This is a genomic window from Gemmata palustris (assembly GCF_017939745.1).
GTDB lineage: Bacteria > Planctomycetota > Planctomycetia > Gemmatales > Gemmataceae > Gemmata > Gemmata palustris.
Window position 1 is genome coordinate 3,929,595 of the sequence record NZ_JAGKQQ010000001.1, and the last position, 19,611, is coordinate 3,949,205.

Annotated in this window: 18 protein-coding genes; 7 read left to right on the top strand and 11 right to left on the bottom strand. The window is 67.2% G+C overall.

Annotated elements, in window-relative coordinates; all coding sequences use genetic code 11:
- Positions 1-205 precede the first annotated feature (205 nt).
- The 7 genes from rny to J8F10_RS16220 all read left to right on the top strand — a co-directional run bounded on the left by rny (position 206) and on the right by J8F10_RS16220 (position 8,568).
- On the top strand, positions 206-1,807 hold the full coding sequence (rny, locus tag J8F10_RS16190; protein ID WP_210655291.1) for a ribonuclease Y: 1,602 nt from the start codon (positions 206-208) through the stop codon (positions 1,805-1,807).
- Between the two features lie 27 nt (positions 1,808-1,834).
- A complete protein-coding gene (locus J8F10_RS16195) occupies positions 1,835-2,665 on the top strand; it encodes an endonuclease/exonuclease/phosphatase family protein (RefSeq protein WP_210655293.1) in 831 nt (276 codons plus the stop codon).
- 11 nt (positions 2,666-2,676) lie between these two features.
- Positions 2,677-3,111, top strand: coding sequence for a hypothetical protein (locus J8F10_RS16200; protein WP_210655295.1), 435 nt, complete (start codon positions 2,677-2,679; stop codon positions 3,109-3,111).
- Positions 3,112-3,314: 203 nt separating this feature from the next.
- Entirely contained in the window at positions 3,315-4,529 is a 1,215-nt protein-coding gene (locus J8F10_RS16205; RefSeq protein WP_210655297.1) for a hypothetical protein, read from the top strand.
- A gap of 96 nt (positions 4,530-4,625) precedes the next feature.
- Positions 4,626-6,029, top strand: coding sequence for a serine/threonine-protein kinase (locus tag J8F10_RS16210; RefSeq protein ID WP_210655299.1), 1,404 nt, complete (start codon positions 4,626-4,628; stop codon positions 6,027-6,029).
- 119 nt (positions 6,030-6,148) lie between these two features.
- Positions 6,149-7,444, top strand: coding sequence for an FHA domain-containing protein (locus J8F10_RS16215; RefSeq protein ID WP_210655301.1), 1,296 nt, complete (start codon positions 6,149-6,151; stop codon positions 7,442-7,444).
- A 38-nt stretch (positions 7,445-7,482) separates the two neighbouring features.
- Positions 7,483-8,568, top strand: a complete 1,086-nt coding sequence (locus J8F10_RS16220; protein WP_210655303.1) for a dipeptidase — start codon at positions 7,483-7,485, stop codon at positions 8,566-8,568.
- 200 nt (positions 8,569-8,768) lie between these two features.
- Here the strand turns inward: J8F10_RS16220 and J8F10_RS16225 are convergent, their stop codons facing one another.
- The 11 genes from J8F10_RS16225 to fliD all read right to left on the bottom strand — a co-directional run bounded on the left by J8F10_RS16225 (position 8,769) and on the right by fliD (position 19,483).
- Positions 8,769-9,710: a flagellin N-terminal helical domain-containing protein gene (locus J8F10_RS16225; protein WP_210655305.1), complete on the bottom strand. Its 942-nt coding sequence runs from the start codon at positions 9,708-9,710 to the stop codon at positions 8,769-8,771.
- A gap of 19 nt (positions 9,711-9,729) precedes the next feature.
- Positions 9,730-11,421, bottom strand: a complete 1,692-nt coding sequence (gene flgK / locus J8F10_RS16230) for a flagellar hook-associated protein FlgK (protein WP_210655307.1) — start codon at positions 11,419-11,421, stop codon at positions 9,730-9,732.
- Positions 11,418-11,942: a flagellar export chaperone FlgN gene (flgN, locus tag J8F10_RS16235; RefSeq protein WP_210655309.1), complete on the bottom strand. Its 525-nt coding sequence runs from the start codon at positions 11,940-11,942 to the stop codon at positions 11,418-11,420. The genes flgK and flgN overlap by 4 nt, the downstream gene beginning before the upstream one ends.
- Positions 11,878-12,258, bottom strand: coding sequence for a rod-binding protein (locus J8F10_RS16240; protein ID WP_210655312.1), 381 nt, complete (start codon positions 12,256-12,258; stop codon positions 11,878-11,880). The genes flgN and J8F10_RS16240 overlap by 65 nt, the downstream gene beginning before the upstream one ends.
- 178 nt (positions 12,259-12,436) lie before the next feature.
- Positions 12,437-13,543 (bottom strand): flagellar basal body P-ring protein FlgI, encoded by a 1,107-nt coding sequence (locus J8F10_RS16245; protein ID WP_210655315.1) that lies wholly within the window; start codon positions 13,541-13,543, stop codon positions 12,437-12,439.
- Positions 13,544-13,614: 71 nt separating this feature from the next.
- Complete coding sequence (locus J8F10_RS16250) at positions 13,615-14,241, bottom strand: flagellar basal body L-ring protein FlgH (RefSeq protein WP_210655317.1); 627 nt, start codon at positions 14,239-14,241, stop codon at positions 13,615-13,617.
- Positions 14,242-14,249: 8 nt separating this feature from the next.
- Positions 14,250-15,149, bottom strand: coding sequence for a flagella basal body P-ring formation protein FlgA (locus J8F10_RS16255; RefSeq protein ID WP_210655319.1), 900 nt, complete (start codon positions 15,147-15,149; stop codon positions 14,250-14,252).
- A 130-nt stretch (positions 15,150-15,279) separates the two neighbouring features.
- The gene (gene flgG, locus J8F10_RS16260) at positions 15,280-16,071 is read right to left on the bottom strand and encodes a flagellar basal-body rod protein FlgG (protein WP_210655321.1); all 792 of its coding nucleotides are present in this window, start codon (positions 16,069-16,071) and stop codon (positions 15,280-15,282) included.
- 108 nt (positions 16,072-16,179) lie between these two features.
- A complete protein-coding gene (locus J8F10_RS16265) occupies positions 16,180-16,908 on the bottom strand; it encodes a flagellar hook-basal body protein (protein ID WP_210655323.1) in 729 nt (242 codons plus the stop codon).
- A gap of 118 nt (positions 16,909-17,026) precedes the next feature.
- Complete coding sequence (locus tag J8F10_RS16270; protein ID WP_210655326.1) at positions 17,027-17,449, bottom strand: flagellar export chaperone FliS; 423 nt, start codon at positions 17,447-17,449, stop codon at positions 17,027-17,029.
- A 30-nt stretch (positions 17,450-17,479) separates the two neighbouring features.
- Entirely contained in the window at positions 17,480-19,483 is a 2,004-nt protein-coding gene (fliD, locus tag J8F10_RS16275; RefSeq protein WP_210655328.1) for a flagellar filament capping protein FliD, read from the bottom strand.
- Between the last annotated feature and the right edge of the window lie 128 nt (positions 19,484-19,611).

A 19,611-nucleotide genomic window follows, 5' to 3' on the forward strand; every position in this document is an offset into this window, starting at 1 on the left:
GCACCTCGGACCCGCGCTAGAGGCGGGGCTTGACACCGACGAACGCGGCCGCGAGTGCTCGCGCCGCGACTGTCCGATCACGTGGGGTTCGGGACTCGATTCGTGACTCGTGACGCCCGACCGCCCGGTCGGGCGCCGCGTGTGCCATTTGTCCCGGCCCCGCTGCCGAGCTTCGACGGGCCACCGGTTTGGAGTGGCCCTCATCATGGAACCGCTGTTGGTCGGCGGGCTCGTCGTCGTCGCTGTCCTCACGGGCATCGGCGGCACGTACCTCGTCGTGCGCCGGTCGCCCCCGCCCGTCGTCCCCCGCGAGCCCGCGCCCCCCGACCCCGAAGTGATGCGCCGCGCCGAGGCGCGCGGCGACGAACTCGTCGAACAGTCCCGGCGCGACGCCGAGCGCATCGTCCGCGACGCCGAACTGAAGGCCCGCGACGAGGCCGTCCGGCGCCGCGAGGAGCTGAGCCGCGAACTCGACGTCGCCCGGACCGAGGTGCGCGACCTGGAGCGCCGGGTCGAGAAGCGCGAGGACGCCGTCGAGCAGCACCAGCGCGAGCTCGCCCGCAAGGAGAAGCACCTCGACGGACAGAAAGAGAAGTTCGCCGAGCGCGAGGAGGCGCTCGGTACGAAGGCCCGGCACCTCGACGAACTCATCGACAAGCAGACCCAACAGCTCCACGAACTCAGCGGGCTGTCGCGCGAGGCCGCACAGAAGATGATCCTCGAGCGCCTGGAGCGCGAACTGTCCGACGAGATCGCGAAGAAGATCCGCCAGCACGACGAGCGCATGAAGCAGCAGGCCGAGGCCGCGGCGCGCGAGATCGTCACCATCGCCATTCAGCGCTACGCCGCGCACCAGACCGCCGGCACGACCGTGAGCACGGTGGACATCCCGTCGGACGACATGAAGGGGCGCATCATCGGGCGCGAGGGGCGGAACATCCGCACGTTCGAGAAGCTGACCGGCGTGGACGTGATCGTGGACGACACGCCCGGCGTGGTGATCGTGTCCGCGTTCGATAACGTGCGCCGGGAAACGGCCCGGCTCGCGCTCACGAAGCTCATCCAGGACGGGCGCATCCACCCGACGCGGATCGAGGAGGTCGTCGCCGAAACGCAGGCCGAGATGGAAAAACACATCCAGGAACTCGGCACAAAGGCGGTGCTGGACGCGGACGTGCAGATGCCGCACGAGAAGCTGGTGTACCTCCTGGGGCGGCTCCGGTTCCGCACGAGTTACAGCCAGAACGTGTTGGCCCACTCGGTCGAGGTCGCGCACCTGTGCGGGATCATGGCGTCCGAACTCGGGCTGAACGCGCAACTCGCGCGCCGGTGCGGGCTGCTCCACGACGTGGGCAAGGCCGCGGACCACGAGATGGAGGGCGGGCACCCGAAGGTGGGGGCGGAACTCGCGAAGCGGTACGGCGAGACGAGCAAAGAAGTGCTGCACGCGATCGCCGGGCACCACGACGACATCACGATCGACAACATCTACACGGTGCTGGTGGCGTCGGCCGACGCGATCAGCGCGAGCCGCCCCGGGGCGCGGCGCGAGACCCTGGAAAAGTACGTGAAGCGCCTCGCGGACCTGGAAGCGGTCGCGTGCGGGTTCCCGGAAGTGGACCAAGCGTTCGCGATCCAGGCCGGGCGCGAGCTGCGCGTGATCGCGAACGCGCACCGCACCACCGACGCGGACGCGGTGCGCATCTGCCGCGACATCGCCCGCTCCATCGAGCAGCAGCTCGACTACCCCGGGGAGATCAAGGTCACGGTGATCCGCGAGAGCCGCGCGGTCGACACCGCGAAGTGAGTTGGAACTAGCATTTGAGCGCCCGCCATGTTTTGTGCCGTGTTCTGGAACATCGGTGGGCAACCTCCCCGGAGCGGCATCGTGCGCCTCGTCACCGCGCTGCAGCGCCAGGAGGACGCGGACGTTATCGTGTTGGCCGAGTGCTCGGACGGAGTAATCGGTTCGACCCTCCGAGCGCTCAACCCGTCCGGGCAGAGCCTCAACTTCGATCTGGTGCCCACGACTTCACGGGTGAAGGTGTTAACCCGCCGCACGGTCTCCCGAACGAGCGAAATTGATCGCCACGAATACTATTCGGTTCTGAAAGTGGTTCGTGGCGGTCAGCCGGATCTGCTCCTCACCGCGGTTCACATGGTCAGCCTGCTCGAGAAGGACGCGCCACACATCGACAAAGAACTTGAGAAACTGGCCGACGCGATCCGCAGCGCAGAAGAAGCTACGGGCCACGACCGAACCGTCGTTATCGGAGACCTGAACGCGCACCCATTTTCGGACGGTGTCGCGTCATCGGTCGGCCTACACGGAATCATGTCCCGGTCCGTGGCCGGGCGCGGCGAACGACAGGCGTCCCACCGTAGGTACCCGTTTTTCTTCAACCCGATGTGGCAGTTCTACGGGGACGCCACCGCGACCCCGGCGGGTACCTATTACCGCGAGCCCGGAGGCGCTCACACCGGGTACTACTGGCACCTGTTCGACCAGGTACTCATTCGCCCGAGCCTCCGGCCCTACTACCGGGACGATTCGGTGTGTATCGTGACGAGTGTCGGGGGCACGACCCTGGCCGGCCCGGACCTCGTTCCGAACCGCCGGATCGGGTCCGATCACTACCCGATTCGGGTGCGCCTGACCGACTGAAGGGAGAAGCCATGCCGACGATCGTGCCGGATTTGTGGCCGGCCGACATCTTCACAATGCCGAGCAGTACCCCGATCGCCGTCCTTCGCCAACAAGGTGAAGCGCTGGGCGCGCACACGCACAATTTCGTACACGGCGAAGTCGAAACGACCTCGACCCTTGATGGGAAGCAGTTCGCGCACACGCTCTATCTCTCGGCCCCGCTCCTGCGCTACCGGAAACCTCTGATCCGGGTCGACCAACCACAACCCCAGCCGTACCCGGCAACGATCGTTGAAACCGACCTCACGAAGCAACACGACAAGAACTACTGGTCCAGCCCGGTCCGTGACGAGCAGGAACTCCAGGACCGCCTCCGTGAGTTCTTCAACGAACTCCGGGTGAAAGAAATCTTGCGGGCGGTGTTCAACCTCAGTAACGACGTCGCACCCCCAGACGGGCCGTGACCTCCGATTGCCGTTCGCTCACTTTCGCGACAACTCCGCCCCCCACGCCCCTCCCCGCGCAGGAGCGCCCGATGTCTCGAAGTTGGCCCTCCGCGGCCCTTGCAATTATCGCCGTAACCACAGCCCTGTCCGGCTGCAACGCAACGCCGGCACCTACCACGGCGCCAGCAAGCACGTCCCCTGCCCCGCCCGCGCCCACCACGGTGACAACGAGTGCCTCCCCCGCTCCGTTCGCAGGCGAAAGTGCCGCGAAGGTGTTCGAGGAGCGCATCGCGCCCATCTTCCAGTCGCCGGCCCCGTCGAGTTGCACCCGGTGCCACCTCGCGACCGTGGACATCAAGCAGTACATTCTGCCGTCCGCGAACGACACGTTTCTCGCGCTGCGCGAACAGGGATTGATCGACCTCGACAAACCGGAGAACTCAAAAATCCTCGCGCTCATTAATCGCGGTGCGGACGATCCGAAAGCCGCGGGGCTGATCTCCGCGAAGCGCCAGAGGGCCGAATACGAGGCGTTCGCGGTGTGGATCAAGGCGTGTGCCGCCGATCCCGCGCTGCGCGGCGCCCCCAAGCCCGAAAAAGCTCCCGCGCTCGCGACGAAACCGGTCGAAGTCGTCCGGCACGCCCGCAAGGACCGAATGCTGGAATCGTTCGAGACGAACATCTGGTCGCTGCGGTTCCGGTGCATGAACTGCCACACCGAGGGCACGCCGCAGAACGACAAACTCGTAAAGGAGCACGGCGCGCGCGTCGCGTGGTTCCGAAAAGCCGGCCCCGAAGCCACGATGGACTACCTCCTCGCGAGCAAATTGATCGACCTCGACAAGCCGGAAAAGAGCCTGCTGCTGACCAAACCGCTCAACGAGGTGAAACACGGCGGTGGGGTGAAAGTCGTGGTCGGGGACCAGGGTTATAAGGCGATCCGCGCGTGGGCCGAAGACGTGGCCTCTATCAAGAAGGGCCGGTACACAAAAGCCGCCGACCTGCCCCCGAAGGACCAGGCACCCAAACAGTTCGGCACCGAAGCATGGTTCCGGCTGAACAACACGCCGGCCGCGTGGAACGGGAAGTTGCTCCAGGTGGACGTGTACGCCTGGGACGCGAAGAGCGGCGCTTGGGAAAAAGATCCGATCGCGACTTCGGACCGCGTGTGTGGTGATAACGGCTGGCAGCACACGGTCACGCTGCTCGCCGCGCCGGGTTCCGATCGGGCAAAATTGTGGGCGAAGGGTAAGCCTTCGCTCCCAGCGGGGAAATATCTTGTAAAGGCTTTCGTCGATTCCGCGAACAAAGCACAGAAAGATTGGACGGCGCGGATCGGCGCGGGGGAGTTCGTCGGGGAGGCCGAGTTCCAGGGGCGCTGGGCGGAAGGTTACGGTTCCATGACCACTGTGGACGCGGGCGGGATCAAGAAATGAGCGCTTGTACCGAGGTGATTTGGCATTTCGGCGCCCCCGTGCCAAAATAACGCTCATCGCTCCAATCAATCTGCGCCCCTCCCGATCGGTCGAAGAATGCGAACGCTCTCGGACCTCGCGAACGTCCTGATCGGGTGCCGGATCGTCAGCCGCACGCGCTGGGAGCGCGCGGTGCGCGCCGGAGGGGACTACCCGGTCGCGGTTCTCGACGCCCTCACCGCCCACCCGCCCGAATGGTACACGGCGGGGGCCGGGGACACGGCCGAGGTGCCGCCCGGACTGACCGAGTACCAGCGCGGGGTCATTGATTTGTGGCTCGAAGGGGACGAAACCCCGATCGCCCGGCAACTGACCGTGAACCAGTTTTTACTGCTGGACAAACTCGGCGAGGGCGGTCAGGGCGAGGTTTATCGCGGGCGCCAACTGAACCCGGCCCGGTTCGTCGCGGTGAAGACCCTCACGCGCGACACCGAGACGAGCCGGGCGCGGTTCGAGCAAGAGGCCCGCGCGATGATGAAGATCCAGCACCCCGGCGTCGCGCGGTTCTACCTGTACGAGCGCGTCCGCGACGAGGACAACAAGCCGACCGACGAGTACCTCATCGCGATGGAACTCGTGGACGGAACCGACCTGCACCGGTTGGTCCGCTGGTCCGGTCCCGTGCCGTGGCCGTTCGCGGTGAAGTGGGCGATCGACCTGCTCGGCGGGCTCGCGGTCGTTCACCAGAACGGGTTCATTCACCGGGACGTGAAGCCCGCGAACGTGATCCCGCTCGGCCCGCCCCCGGAAGCCGGCACGCGCCCCAACGAGACCGCGGCCAAGTTACTCGACCTCGGCGCGGTCGGGACGGTCGAGGGGGCCACGGGGTCCAAAAGCGGCCGGCGCATCTTCGTCGGCACCCGCGAGTACGCCCCACCCGAGCAGTGGGCGGAGCGCGTCGTTCCCTCGTCCGACCTCTACGCACTCGGCGGGACGCTGTTCTACGCGCTCACGGGTCGGCCGCCCTACGAAGTCGAGGGCCGGGACGCGGTCGCGTTTATGAAGGCGCACTCCCGCGCGCCGATCCCGTCGGCGACCGACTTTAACTCGAACGTCCCACAGGAACTGAGCTGGCTCCTTCAGAGAATGATGGCGAAGCGCGCGGACGATCGCGGAACGGCAACGGAATTGATCGCGGAGTTCCGGGAACTGCTCCCGGCGGACGACGCGCCGGCACGATCCGCAAAACCGGTGCACAGGTCGAAATCCGCCCAAGCCGCCCCGATTCAGGCCCCGCGGCCCATCGCGTCGGCTGAAATGGAGTCGCGCGGACCGCTGGACCGCGTGTTCGGGCCGGTTCTCACGGTTTTTGAGCGCGTGTTTCTCCCCGCGCACCTGCGCCCGACGCCCGGACCCGCCCACCCGTTCGGCGAGCGGGTCGCTTCGCTGGTCCGGCGCCCGCTCGTTTTGCTCGTTTTTGCCCTGATTGTGGCCTTGTTCGTCTTCTGGATTGTGCGGTAAGAGTGAATTTTGCAAGCGCGGCCGGATGTGAGGTATACTAATCTGAGTCGTCTCACTTCGCCCCGACTAACTCCCGACGACCGCGCGGATCATCCATTTCGCCCGACCGGACCGACGAGATGGACTTTCACCTACAAAACGTGCGCACCGGGGAGATCGTCAAACTACCCCCGGAACGTGCCCTGATCGGCGCGGCCGAACACGCCGATGTTTTGACGGACGACAGCCCGTACTTGGCCGCGCTCGCGGTGCGCTACCCGACCGGGTGGGCACTGTTCGGGCTGTCCGACGAGGGCGTTCGGTTCAACCGCCGGCCGCTGCGTGCGGCCCAGCGCGTAACCCCCCGGAAGGGGGATCTGCTCGCGATCGGCGAGAGCCGGTTCACGTTCCTCGCTCCCAACACGGCCCCCGACGACGAATCCGAGGCCGAAGAAGAGGGCGCGCCCCCCGATTGCTTCGCGTACATCACGAACCCGGACGGCATGGAAGAGTGCCGGGCGGTCGATCACGACCTCCTGTTCGGCCGGCTCGAAGGGTGCCACGTCCAGTTGTCCGATACGCGGCTCTCGCGCCTGGGCGCGCTTTTGGCTTCGCACGCGGGCACCTGGTACATTCACACCCTCTCGAAGAAGGCCCTCGGCCGGAACCGCAAGGCGGTGAACCACTTCGCCCGCGTGACGGACGGCGACGAGTTGCTCATCGGGCCGCTCGTGGTGCGCATTGAGATCCGCCCCCCCACGGCCGAACGCGCGGCGCTCCCGGCCCTCACCGGCTCGCGCGAGCGCCCGCCACTGAGCGAGTCGTCGATACTCACGGACCTGCCCGCCTCGACCGACGGGTTGGGGGGAGCACCCGATCCGGGTTCCAGCCTCGATATCCTCGCGCTCCACGCGCGCGGCCAGCAGCTCGAAAACTGGCTGAAGAAGCAACCGCTCCCGGTGCAGGAGCCGAAGAGCGGCCTCGGCGGGTGGCTCGGCGCGCAGCGCGACCGGCTCCGCCGGTTCTGGCTCGACACGCCCGAAACGACGAGCGCCCGGAGCCTGCGCACCGCGGGGCGCCTGGACGATGCGTTCACGGTCCTCGATCGCGCGATCCGCACCCGACCGGACGGCCCCGAGCTGCTGCGCGAGCTCTACCGGCTCTACGAAGCGGTCGCGCTCCTCGACCTGTGCTACCGCCCGCTGCGCCAAATCGAGAAACTGGCACAGGCACGCGGCACGTCCGACCCGTGGGTGTTCGAGACCCTGGCCCGGTTGTGCGAGCGATTGGGGCGCGAGCGCCCCGAAATGTACGACCGCGCCATCGGGTACTGGAACAAGCTGGAATCCGCGACCGGGCAGAGTTGCAACCACCAGAAGAACGACGTGATGGCCCGGCGCGCACTTCACGAGGGCGGCTACGCGGGCGGGGGATAGAATGCCACCCCACCCCCGAATCCCCGTGAGTTTCGCACATGCGACCGATGATCGACGCCCACCTCGACCTCGCCCTCAACGCTCTCAATTACAACCGCAACCTGTTCCTGACCGTTGACGAACTGCGTGAAGTCGAAAAGAACTTCACCGACATCAAGGGCCGCGGGCGCGGAACGGTTACGTTCCCCGAACTCAAGCGGTGCCGCGTGCCCGTCTGCGTCGCGACGGTTCTGGCCCGCAGCGGCCCGGACGCCGCGACCCGCTGGGGCTTCAAGCGCGGCGACATCGACTACGCCACGCAGCACATCGCGTACTCCCACGCCTTCGGCTCGCTCGGCTATTACCGGCTCCTGGAAGCGCAGGGGCACCTGAAGTTCATTCACACCCGCGGCGAACTTGCCGCGCACTGGAAGGCATGGGAAGCGGACCCAAATAACACCCCGCTCGGGATCATCCTGAGCATGGAGGGCGCGGACCCGATCGTAGCGCCGGAGCAAGTGGCGCACTGGTTCGGGCTGGGGTTGCGTGCGGTCGGCCCCGCGCACTACGGGTTGGGGCAGTACGCCTTCGGCACGGCCGTCGATGGGCCGATGACGCCCGCGGGCGTGAAGCTCCTGAAGGAGTTCATGAAGGTCGGGATGATTCTCGACGTGACGCACCTCTCGGACCAGTCGTTCTGGACCGCGATGGACGTGTACGACGGGCCGATGCTCGCGAGCCACCACAACTTGCGGGCACTCGTTCCCGGCGACCGGCAACTGACCGACGAGCAGGTGAAGGAACTCATCAAGCGTAACGCGGTGATCGGTTCGGCCTTCGATGCGTGGATGATGTACCCGAATTGGGTCCGCGGGGAAACGCAGCCCGCGGTGGTGGGGCTGGAAGCGATCGTCGATCACATGGACCGGATCTGTCAGTTCGCGGGTAACGCGCGCCACATCGCTCTCGGTACCGACCTCGACGGCGGGTTCGGCACCGAGCAGACCCCGCGCGACCTCGACACGATCACCGACGTTCACAAGCTGGAAGACATCCTCGCGCGCCGCGGGTACAGTTCGGCCGACATCGACGGCATCTTCTACGGCAACTGGCTCCGGTTCTTCGGCTCGGCGCTGCCGGCGTAAAGCGAAAGAACGCGCCGCCCTCCGCGGCGGAAGCCCTTGCTTTCGCTCCGGATGGGCCGACTTTCGTAGCACCGGGCGGGAGCCCTGTGCGCTCTCACCCACATCCACACTTTCAACGGCCCTGACGCGCGGGAGAGCGCATTAAAAGAATGAAGGCACACAAAGTGTGCCTTCGAGCGCCGGGCGGGTCGATTCCGAGGTTACCGGCCAATGAAGTCGAGGAGCCCCGGGTCGGCGAGCTGCGCGGTCACGGCGTAGATCGCGTCGAGCGCGGTCTTCTGCTCCTGGATTTTCACGATCGCCATCGGGAAGTCCGTGACGACCAGTTCGTTGACGCGCGAGTCCGAGTCCAGTTTCGCGTTGCTGACGACCGTGCCCTGCGATTCGAGGGTCGCGAGGTTCGAGGCCTGCTCCCCGGTCGTTTGGCCGATCGCGGTGCGGGCCGCGTCGAGGTCCGTGAGCCGCTGGTTCATGGCCTGGGAGTAGGCCGGCCCGGTGGACGGGTTGTTGCGCAGTTCGTCCCGCAGCGCGATGAGGGACGCGAACGTGTCCGCCCCGGGCTGCTGGAACACTTCGCTCCCGACGTAGCGGGTGTCCGTGGTCGTGTTGCGGCCGGTGATCGTGCGCGCCCGGTCGGTCGAGCCGTCGTAGGCGATCGTCGCGGGGCGCCCGGCGGCGTCCGTGGTGGCGACGCGGAACGGGGCCGTGTCGGTCGCGGTGCCGGCGAACAGGGTCTGCCCGTCGGGGCGGGCGTTCAAGGTCTGGAGCGCCCGGTTAATGAGCCCGTCCACCTGGGTCGCCAGGGCCTCGCGGTTCGCCGGCTCGCCCGCGGTGTCGGCGCTGGCGCCCTCGATCGCGATCTGCCGGGCCTGCGTCAGCACGTCGGTCACGTCCTGCAGGGCGCTGACGCCGGCGTTGAGCGTGGCGGTGGAAGCGGAAATACTCTGGGAGTAGGAGTCCAGGCGGGCCGAGGCGGACTTCGCCCGGGCCAGTTGCGGGTACGCGCCGGGGTCGTCGGAGGCGCGCTTGATCCGCACGCCGGACGAGACCTGGTCCTGGAACTTGGCGAGCTCGGCGCTCCGCGTGCGGATGTTCGCGATCGCGTCGCCGGTCCGGGATTGTGCTGTTACGCGGAGGTTCATGGGGGTGCTACCTTAATTATTACGGGAGGATCGCGAGGAGCGAGTCCAGAGCGGTGTTGACGACCGACAGGTATTTCGACGCGCCCTGGATCTGGCGCTGGAAGTCGAGCAGGTGCAGCAGCTCTTCGTTCGTGTCCACGCCCGTGACGGACAGTTCCTGGTTGTTCAAGTTCTGGAGCGTGCCGGACTGGGCCGTCTGCTGGTCGCTGATGTTGTTGATGTCGGTGCCGAGCGTGGCGGCGATGTCGGCGAACTCTTCCGTCAGGGTGCGGGTGCCGAACGCCTGCTGGTCCCGGATCGCCCCGAGGCGCTCCAGGTTGGTGCCGTCGCCCGGCAGCCCGGTGCGGGACGCCGCGAGCAGGCCGGGGTTGCTCGAGACCGCCGGGTTCACCGCGATGCCGGCCGCGTTCGACCCGACGAACAGCCCGTTCACGCCGAGCGCGGACAGCAGGTTCGAGGTGTCCGAGTTGGCCACCGTACCGGACCCGGCCGGGACGGAATCGCGCCCGGCGAAGTCGAAGGTGAAGCCCGCCTGCCCCTGGATCTGGAGCGTGTTTGTCGTGGGATCGACCGACGCCTGGAGCCCCGGGACGGCGCCGAGCGCGGTCGCGATGTCGTTCAGGCTCTGGGTCGCCGGGTTGATCGCGATCGCCGTGTTCGTGCGGGTACTGGGGATCACGTTACTGTTGGTCACGCTCACGGTCAGCGTTCCGGCCTGGACCGCGAACGGGAGGGCCGCCGTGTTGAGGGGCACCGTGGGGTCCGAGACCGCGTTCGTGCCGCTCGTCGAGGCGAGCGGGCCGCTCGAGCCCAGGCCCGTCGCCTGTACCTGGTTCGCCCGTTGGATCAGTTGCCCGGCGACCCCGTCGAGGCGGGCGCGGATCGCGGGGATGGTGGTGTTGTGGTCCTGCACCAGGGCGCCCAGGGTGCCCGATTTGAACGTGACCGGTTGCGCCACCCCCTGCTGGGTGATGACGACGTTGCCCGTCGCGTCGTTCGCCGCCTGGAACTTGTTGGCGTACTGGCCGACGACGATCGCCGCCCCGGACGCGAGCACGTTGATCTCGCCGGACGGCTGCTCGACGGTCTTGATGTCGACCCGCTTCGAGAGCTCGTCGATGAGCTGGTCGCGCTGGTCGCGGAGGTCGTTGGTCGGGTTCCCGCGGTTCTCGGTCGTCAGGATGCGGTTGTTCAGGTCCGCGATCTTGGTGGCGTAGTCGTTCACCTCGGTCACGGTCGCGGTGACCTGCTTGTTGATGTCCGCGCGGAGCCGGTCGATGTCGCCCGCCGTGGAGTTCAGTTGCTGCGCGACCGAGCCCGCGGCCGTGATGATCGCCCGGCGCGACGCCAGGCTGTCGGGCTGGGAGGTCAGTTGTTCGACCTGGTTGAACAGGCTGTCGAGCCGGTCGCCGACGCCGCTCTCGCCGCCGGCGAGGGTCGTTTCGATCTGCCGGCGCGTCGCGAGCTGGGCCGCGTAGTACCCGTCGTTCGCGTTCCCGCTCACGATCGCCGTGCGGACCGGGGCCGCGGTGTAGCGCGTGATGGACGCGATGTCCACGCCCGAGCCCTGTGCGCCCGTCACGCTGTTGGTGAAGTTGACCGACTGCCGGTGGTACCCGGGGGTCGTGGCGTTGGCGATGTTCTGGCCCACCAGGGCCATCGCCTTTTGCGCCGTCTGGAGCGCCGAGGTACCGATGCTGAGAGCGTTCATTGAGGGTATCCGGGTGTCAAGAGCGCTGAGCCGGCGGACGGGGCCAGCCAGTTACCAGAGGGGCCGTAACGCGCCGGAGTGTCGTCCGCCGTGAGGTCGGCCAACACGTCTCGAAAAAAAGATCGAAGGTGCCCGAGAAGATTTGCGTTCCGCGTCTGAACCGCCGTGAGGTCGGTGGTCACCGCGGTGAGCCGGTCCCGCGCCGCGCCGACTTCGGCGCCGAGCGGGTCGGGCAGGCTCTCAACAAGGGCCGAGAGTTTCAGGTCTTTTGTGGGGAGGCCGAGGGCCCGGGCGAGGTGCTCGGCGACCGCGGCCCGCTGTGCGGACGCGGCCCGCAGCCCGGCGGCGTCCGCGTTCAGTTGCGTGGTTATTTCGGTCGCGGCCGCCAGGTCGCCCCGGCGCAGGGCCGCGTACACGTCGTTCGCCTTGGCCAGTACGTCCGCGAGGAACTGCTCCTCAACCCGCAGGTGCTGGAGGAACGTCGCGGTGGTGGTCGAAAGCTGTTGGGGCACGGTGTGCATCAGTTGGGGTTACCGGCTTCGGCACGGCGCCGGCGGTTTGCATCTGTCGGACCAGCGTCGCCGCCAGCCCGATTCCCCCGCCATCGGCGAGGTGCCGACCCAAGTACAGATCGAACAAACCGCCCTGCACGTCACCGGAGTCGCCGGGGAACATGCCGCCCCCCTCATCGGGGTCGAGCGTCTGGCGCATCTCCTTCAACAGCATCGAGAGGAAGGTGGCCTCCATCTCGCCGGCCATGTTCTTGAGACGCGCTTCTTCCTTGCTCTGAACCGTAGCACCATACTTGGCCGCGTAGGGGTCTGAAATTGTGGTCATAGACGCAATACTTTCCGTCCCGATCATAATTTTCCCCTCCTGTTTGAAAATTGGTTTCAAAGGCCGAGTTCCAAGTTTCCCGTTCCAGAGTTCCAAGACCAAATCCCAACGCGGCGGTTCTCGCCATCGCTTGGTATTCAACTTGGAACGTGGAACCCGGAAACTTGGAACTCCCGACTCACTCGATCAGCAGTTCCGCGTGGAGCGCCCCGGCCTTCTTCATGGCCTGGAAGATGGCGATCAGGTCGCGCGGGCTGACCCCAAGGGCGTTCATGGCCCGCGCGACGTCCGCGACCGTGGCGGCCTTCGGGAGCGGGATGAGCCGCGCCTGCTGCTCGCTACTGGCGGTCTGCACGCGCGGTACAACGGTGGTCACCCCACCGGAAAACGGCGCCGGTTGCGACACGAGCGGGTTGATCGAGATCCCGATGTACAGGTTCCCGTGTGCCACCGCTGTGGGGGAGATGGAGACGTGCTCCCCGGCCACCACGGTGCCCGTGCGCTCGTTAATGACGACCCGGGCCGGCGCGTCCGGGCGCACCTCCAGGAGCCCGACCTCCGCGATGAACTGGGTCGCCGACTTGCTCAGGTCGGTCGGCTGGCACAGCACCACCGCGCCGGGGTCGGCCGCGCTCGCGGTTCCGGGGTAGCGCTCGTTGATCGTCTTCGCGATCAAGCGCGACGTGTTGAAGTCGGGGTCCTTCAGGAGCAGCGTGGCCTTCCCGTCGCGGACCAGTTCGCCGGGCACTTCCTTCTCGATGAACGCGCCGCCCGGGATGCGCCCGACGTTCACGTGGTTCTTCTGCACGCCGCCGCCCCCCACGGTCACCGAGAAGCCGCCGATGGACAGCGGCCCCTGGGCCAGCGCGTACACGTTGCCGTCGGCCCCGCGCAGGGGCGTGAAGATCAGCGTGCCGCCCTGGAGACTGCGGGCGTCGTCCATCGCGGACACGGTCACGTCCAGCTTCCCGCCCTTCCGCGCGAACGGCCCGATCTCGGCCGTCACCATGACCGCCGAGATGCTCGTGGAGCGGAGGACCGATTCGGCCGGGAGCTGACTGAAGATCTGCGTCGTCGTGCCCATGCGCTGGAGCATGTCCACCGCGATCTGCTGCGTGAACGTGCTGCGGCTCCCGGTGCCGTCCAGCCCGACCACCAGCCCGAACCCGAACAACTGGTTCCCGCGCGCGCCCGACACGTCGGTGACGTCCTTGATCCGCACCTGTGCGGGCGCCTGGGACGTCACCGCGAGCACGGCGGCGGCGGCGATCAACAGCCGGTACATGTTTTCCCCCTTGTGGGAACGACCGACGGGCCAGTGACCCGCCGGTCATAAGTGATCTTCCACGGGTCCGACTACGGGCGCAGCAGGTTGCCGAGGCGCCCGAGGTAGCCCTGTTTCGTCGTCCGCGTCGTCGGCCCGCGGCCCAAGTAACTGATGCGGAAGTTCGCGACCGAGCCGGACGTGATGACGTTCCCCACCCCGATGTCGGCCGGGCGCACGACGCCGGTGATGCGCAGCACGCGCTCCTCGCCCTGAACGACGCGGCTCCGGTACCCCTCGACGACCAGGTTCCCGTTGGGCATCACGTCCACCACCGTTACGGCCATGCGGTCCGTAAACACACGATTGACCGTGTTTTGCGCGTTGCCGTTGAACGCCATGTTGCTGCTCTGGTTCGGGTACACGAACCCGACCCCCGGCGCGGTCACGGTGCCGGTCCCGCCCGCGGTGCCGGCACCGACCGGCCCGCCCCCGAACACCTGCACCTGACCGCTGGAAGTGGTCGTGCGGGTCAGGGCCTTCTGGTCCTGCTCGTTCGCGACGGTCGCCTCGGTGATGGTCACCGTGAGCACGTCGCCGATGTTACGGGCGCGGTTGTCCTGGAACAGGAACCCGTACCGCGGGTCGCGCCGCTCCCAGAGCGAATCGGCCCGCCCGGTCGTGACGGCCGCGGCGATCAGGCCGACGGAAGCTAACATCCAGCGCCTCATGGCGATTGCCCTCCGAGTTCGACTTCGAGCTTGCCGGGTCCGGCGACCTTCGCGGGGATCAGCTTCTTCGAGTCGGGGTTCTGCACGAAGATGGTCTGACCGAGGCGCCCGTCCTGCTGGGCTTCGCCGACCATCACGATCTTCAGTTCGCCGCTCTGGATCAGCACTTCCACCCGCTGCCGGGCGCGAACGAGGACCTCGTTCCGGGCGCCCGCCCCGGGCGCGGGCAGCATCGCGGCACCGGGCATGGACGAGACGCTCGTAATCGCTCCTCCGGCGGGGGTCACCGCGGCCGGGGCGGGGCGCGTGCTCGACTTCACGTCGAGCTGAATGGCGAAGGCGAGTAGTGTTTCGCCGCCGCTGGCGATGGTCATGTCCATTTGCACGCGGCCGGTCGCGCCCGGCCGGGCGCGCGGCTTCGCGATAATCGAGACGCGCTCGTTCGCCGGCACTTCAGGGAGCTTCACCACGAGCGGTTGCGCGAGGTCGATCGTGAGACCGGGCGTATCTGCCGAGTGGCGAAAGAGTTCCGCCCGCGCCACCGCCACGACTTCTTCGGTCGTAACCGACCGGCGCGCCACCGCGACCGTCGAGCGCTCGGCCCCGACGACCCGCACGGCGTCGATCCCGGCCAACTGAATTCGGTACTCGACGGACCGGCGCCCGAGGACAATGTTCTGGTCGCGCGGCTTGAGGTCCGCGAGGTCGAGTCGGGCCACACGGGCGCGGAGGTCGGCGTCCCCGCCGGACACGACCGCGACGTCGCCGACCGTGACCAGCGCGGTCCCGACGGTCGCGCGCTCCGTGAGTTCCACCGTGACTGGGTCGCCCGCTCGCACCCCTGTGGTAACGAGCCCGGCGCCCACGAGGGCGAGCAGGAACCGAGAAATTCGCATCCGTGCGCTCCCCATTGGGATCGGGTGTTCGCTCGCCCCGCGAGCGGTTCCGGTCTTGCGGCACGAGTCCCCCGACCCGCGCCGCAACGAAAGAGAAAGCACCACTCGCCCGAAAGCGAGTCAGAGCTTCTTATCGGATCAGGTCCGTGGTCGAGGCCAGCATGTTATCGGCGGTTCGCACGGCGCGCGTGTTGAACTCGTAGGCGCGCTGCGCGAGGATCAGGTTGACGAGTTCGGTCACCACGTCCACGTTGGACCGCTCCAGGAACCCCTGGCGCGTCAGCCCGACGCCGTTCTGACCGGGCGTCGCGATGAGCGGCGCGCCGGAGGACGCCGTTTCCGCGAACAGGTTCCGCCCCTCGGCACTGAGGCCGGCCGGGTTCTGGAACCGCACGAGCGTGAGCTGCCCCAGCACGGTCGAAGCGTTGAGCGCCCCGGCGTTCTGCACCGAGATGGTGCCGTCGGACCCGACCGAAACGGCCACCGCGGACGTCGGGATCGTGATTTGCGGTGAGATCAGGAACCCGTCGCTCGTGACGAGACTCCCCTGTGCGTTCAGGCGCAGCGCCCCGTCGCGCGTGTACCGCAGTTCGCCGCTGGGCAGCGTGACCTGGAAGAACCCTTCGCCCTCCACGGCCACGTCGAACGGGTTCTGCGTGTTGACCAGCGCGCCTTCGGTGAACACCTTCGTGATGCCCGCCACCCGCGCCCCGCTCCCGATCTGCAGACCGGTGGGCACCTGGAGCCCCTGGGCCGCGTCCGAGCCCGGGGCGCGCTGGGTCACGTAGATGAGGTCCTGGAAGTCCGCTTGCCCCTTCTTGAACCCGTTGGTGTTCACGTTGGCGATGTTGTTCGACGTGTTGTCGATCGCCGTGGTCTGGACGTTCATACCAGTCGCGCTGGTGAACAGGGCCTTAATCACGGGGAACCCTCCGGTTAAATGCGAAACGCGCGGTCCGAAAAGTCGTGCGCCGCGGGAACGCGGGAAGCCCACCTAAAGTGTTCCACCCGCCCACGTTAGATCTTCGAGCTAGGAGTTCTGCGGGCGCGTGTTCAGTTGAATCGTTTCGGCGAGCGAGCGGAGCGCGCGCTGCGCGGCATCGTAGTAGCGGGCGCCGATGATGAGCCGCACCATCGCGTCGGCCGGTTGCACGTTGGAGCCCTCGCGGAACCCCTGCATCACCTGCGTGGGCGCGGCCTGGAGCCCGGCCCCGGGCGGCGCGGTGTAGAGCGTCGGCCCCGTGGCCGTGAGTTGTTGCGGGTTGGCGAAGCGCACCACGCGGAGCTGCCCGAGCGGTTGCCCGTCGGCCGTGATGCTCCCGTCGGACGCGATGACGACCCGGTTCGCGTTCGGGGGGATCGTGACCGCCCCGTTTTCGCTCTGGAGGGCGTACCCGCCCTGGCTGACGAGCTGGCCCCCGGGGGTCGGGAAGAAGCACCCGTTGCGGGTGTAGAGCGGCCCGTTCGGGCCGTTGAGCACGAAGAAGCGGTCGGGGTCGCCGAGCGCGAGGTCGTAGGGGTGATTGGTTTGTTGGAGCGCGCCGGGGCGGAAGTCGTTGTAGGCCTGAACGGTGCGCACGCCGGTGATGTCACCGGTCGGTTCGGTCGCGCGCCCGAGGGCGCGGTCGAAGGTCTCGAACACCAGCCCGCGCTCGCGGTACCCGGGTGTCGTCGCGTGGGCCAGATTGTGGGCGGTAACCTCTTGCTGTTCCGAGGCGACCACGAGCGCGGAGGCCGCGCTATACATTCCGCGGATCATGGTAGATCGTTCCGGTGGATCGGGTCCACGGAACTTATCGACCCCGCACGATCGGCGCGTTCACTTCTTTTGCGCGATCTCACCCGGTCGGCAAAATCGCCACACTTTTACAGTTGACTCAGGCGGTCGCGGCGACCAACTGGCCGCTCTGCATCGCCGCAACCTTACCGGCACGTTCCAGTTCGTTCGCTTCGACCCGGACCGCCTCGAACCCCTCGCGGAGCGTGCGGAGGATCTTCCGCGCGCTCGCGACGCTCTCAACGGTCGGCTTGCTCAGGGTGGTCACCGCGAACTCGTAGAGCCGCAGGATGTTGGTGTTGACTTCGGGGTTCACCTCGACCCGGACCCCGTCCGCCAGGGCCATGATAATGTGCTGCGTCTTGCTCACGCGCGCCACCGCCCCGGACGTGTCCCCCGCGCCGAGCGCGGCCTCGGCCCGGTCGAGGTGCTCCAGCGCCTTGTCGTACAGGGCGAGGAGCAGGTCCATGCGGGTCCATCCGGTGTCCGGTTGCGTCTGCTGGTAACGGCGGTAGGCGTTCATGGGGGAGGTCCGTATCGGGTTACTGGGGCGTTACTTGGAACTCGTGGCGCTCGAGGTCAGGGACGAGAGCTGGGTCTGAATCCCCTTCAGGTTGTTCACCGCAGTCTCCATCGCAGCGAACTGCGACTGGAGTTGAGCGGCCTTGGAGTCAACGAGTGCTTGCTGCTTGGCAACGTTCTTGTCGATATCCGATGTCTGCTTCGTGAACACCTCGTTGATCTGCTTGAACCGGCCGTTCACGGGGTCGAGGTACTTGTTGAGCACCGAGCCGAGCCGACTGGCCAGCCCCTGGGTGACGGTTACGTTCGCAGAACCGGCGGAGGAGAGCGTCGAGGTCACCTGGAGCCCGTCGGTGCTGGCGTTCCCCGAGGAACCGGTGAGGATCTGGCCGGACCCGGTCGCGGCTTCGGTTACGCCATTCACCACGAAGTTCCCGGCGACGTCCGTGCCGGTGCCGGTCTCGGTACCGGCGAACCCGAGCGCGTTGAGCACGTCGGCCGACCCGCCGGTGATCGCGATGGTGGCCCCGGACCCGTACTTCTGGGTCGTGATCTGGGCCTTCCCGTCCCCGTTGATCGTGGCGGTGACGAGGTTCCCGTTCAAACCCGAGGCCGAGTTGATCGCCTTCTGGACCGCGGCGATCAGCTCCTCCGGGGTGCTGTACGTCCCGCCCGGCAGGGTCACTCCGACCGCGGTCAGGCCGTTCAGTTTGACCTGAAGGGCGTTATTGGGCGGGGTGAGCATCACCGCGCCCGGGGCACCGGACGCGACCACGACGGCGCGCGTCGCCGGGGCCGTCACGTTGACCTTGTACGGCGTGCCGGCCGTGGGCTTGGTCTTGTTCGTGCCGATGAGGAAATCGACCCCGCTGGCGTCCGACTTACCCGAGAGCGAGAACAGGCGCTTGAAATCGGCCTGGGCGGTGTCGCTGGTGGCCAGCGCGGTGGTGAACTTCGCGGAGTCGAACGCCAGCTTCCCCTCGTCGGTGAACGAGAGGCCGACCGTGGAGAGGCGGTTCGAGCTGGTGGTCAGCCCGGGGATCGTGGCCGAGAGAGCGCCCGAGAGCTCGTTGGCCAGCGCGGACACGTCGCCGTTCCCGAGCAGCGCCCCGGCCGTCGAACTGTCGGCGTCGAACTGGGTTTGCTCGGTGATGAAGTCGCGCACCGCGTTGTACGAGGTGACGAAATCCTGGACCGACTTGACGGTGGCGTCGGTGTCGGCCTTGACCGTCACGGTGATGGTCTTGGCCGCGTCCGCCTGGAGCACGTTCAGGCTGACGCCCGTAATCAGGTTGTTCACCTGATTGGTCGCGCTGGTCACGGTGATCGCCCCGGCCCCGCTCCCGACCTTCACCTGGGCGTCCGTCGCGGCCTGGACCACGGTGGCACCCGGATCGATCGCGGCGCCGGTGCCGGTGCTCAGGTTGTTCGTAACGGTGATGGCGTTGGCCGACCCCGTCTTGGCGGACGTGAGGAGCAACCGGTAGGGGGTGACACCCGTGCCGTCGTTGACCACGGAGGCCCGGAGGTCGCCCCCGGCCGTGTTGATCGAGTCGGCCAGGCCCTGGAGCGTGTTGTTGCGACTGTCGACCGTCACGGTCGTCGCGGTCCCGCTGCCGACCTGAAGGGTCAGCGTCCCCTCCTTGATCTGAGCGTTGGGGTCGGCGAACCCGGCGGACGAGGTCTGCGCGGCCTTCGCGAGGCTCACGACGGACAGCGAGTACGTGCCCGCGACCGCGGCCGTTCCTGCGGTCGCGGTCAGGGACGTGCTGTCGGACGTGGTCGCGGTGCGCCCGTCGAACGCCCCGCCACCCGATCGGGCCAGGGCATTGGTTTTGGATTGTAAGTCGAACAGTTTGCCCTGCAGCGTGGCAAACGTGGCTTGTTTGCTGATGACTTCGGTCTTCTGGACCTTGAACCGGTCGATCCGCTGTTGGCTGATCGAGTTCAATCCTTCGATGATCTTGGCGGTATCGATACCGGTGGCCAGGCCGGCGAAGTTGAGTCCGTTGGAGTTAACGCCACTGATGGCCATGAGAAACCTCGGGGTAGTTATGTGGGGCGCGAAAAGCGCGGGACGCGACAACCATAGTGTGCGGAACGGGACGCGGGGCGAAGTTTCCTCCGCTCCGCGTCCATTGGGTATCACTTTTCAACTAGTCC

Bases quoted from the DNA above. Each gene is read 5' to 3' on its own strand.
- J8F10_RS16265 (WP_210655323.1), bottom strand. From the start codon at position 16,908: ATGATCCGCGGAATGTATAGCGCGGCCTCCGCGCTCGTGGTCGCCTCG.
- J8F10_RS16215 (WP_210655301.1), top strand. From the start codon at position 6,149: ATGGACTTTCACCTACAAAACGTGCGCACCGGGGAGATCGTCAAACTA.
- J8F10_RS16220 (WP_210655303.1), top strand. From the start codon at position 7,483: ATGCGACCGATGATCGACGCCCACCTCGACCTCGCCCTCAACGCTCTC.
- flgK (WP_210655307.1), bottom strand. From the start codon at position 11,421: ATGAACGCTCTCAGCATCGGTACCTCGGCGCTCCAGACGGCGCAAAAG.
- J8F10_RS16240 (WP_210655312.1), bottom strand. From the start codon at position 12,258: ATGACCACAATTTCAGACCCCTACGCGGCCAAGTATGGTGCTACGGTT.
- J8F10_RS16270 (WP_210655326.1), bottom strand. From the start codon at position 17,449: ATGAACGCCTACCGCCGTTACCAGCAGACGCAACCGGACACCGGATGG.
- fliD (WP_210655328.1), bottom strand. From the start codon at position 19,483: ATGGCCATCAGTGGCGTTAACTCCAACGGACTCAACTTCGCCGGCCTG.
- J8F10_RS16210 (WP_210655299.1), top strand. From the start codon at position 4,626: ATGCGAACGCTCTCGGACCTCGCGAACGTCCTGATCGGGTGCCGGATC.
- J8F10_RS16255 (WP_210655319.1), bottom strand. From the start codon at position 15,149: ATGCGAATTTCTCGGTTCCTGCTCGCCCTCGTGGGCGCCGGGCTCGTT.
- J8F10_RS16245 (WP_210655315.1), bottom strand. From the start codon at position 13,543: ATGTACCGGCTGTTGATCGCCGCCGCCGCCGTGCTCGCGGTGACGTCC.
- J8F10_RS16250 (WP_210655317.1), bottom strand. From the start codon at position 14,241: ATGTTAGCTTCCGTCGGCCTGATCGCCGCGGCCGTCACGACCGGGCGG.
- J8F10_RS16225 (WP_210655305.1), bottom strand. From the start codon at position 9,710: ATGAACCTCCGCGTAACAGCACAATCCCGGACCGGCGACGCGATCGCG.
- rny (WP_210655291.1), top strand. From the start codon at position 206: ATGGAACCGCTGTTGGTCGGCGGGCTCGTCGTCGTCGCTGTCCTCACG.
- flgN (WP_210655309.1), bottom strand. From the start codon at position 11,942: ATGCACACCGTGCCCCAACAGCTTTCGACCACCACCGCGACGTTCCTC.
- J8F10_RS16195 (WP_210655293.1), top strand. From the start codon at position 1,835: ATGTTTTGTGCCGTGTTCTGGAACATCGGTGGGCAACCTCCCCGGAGC.
- J8F10_RS16200 (WP_210655295.1), top strand. From the start codon at position 2,677: ATGCCGACGATCGTGCCGGATTTGTGGCCGGCCGACATCTTCACAATG.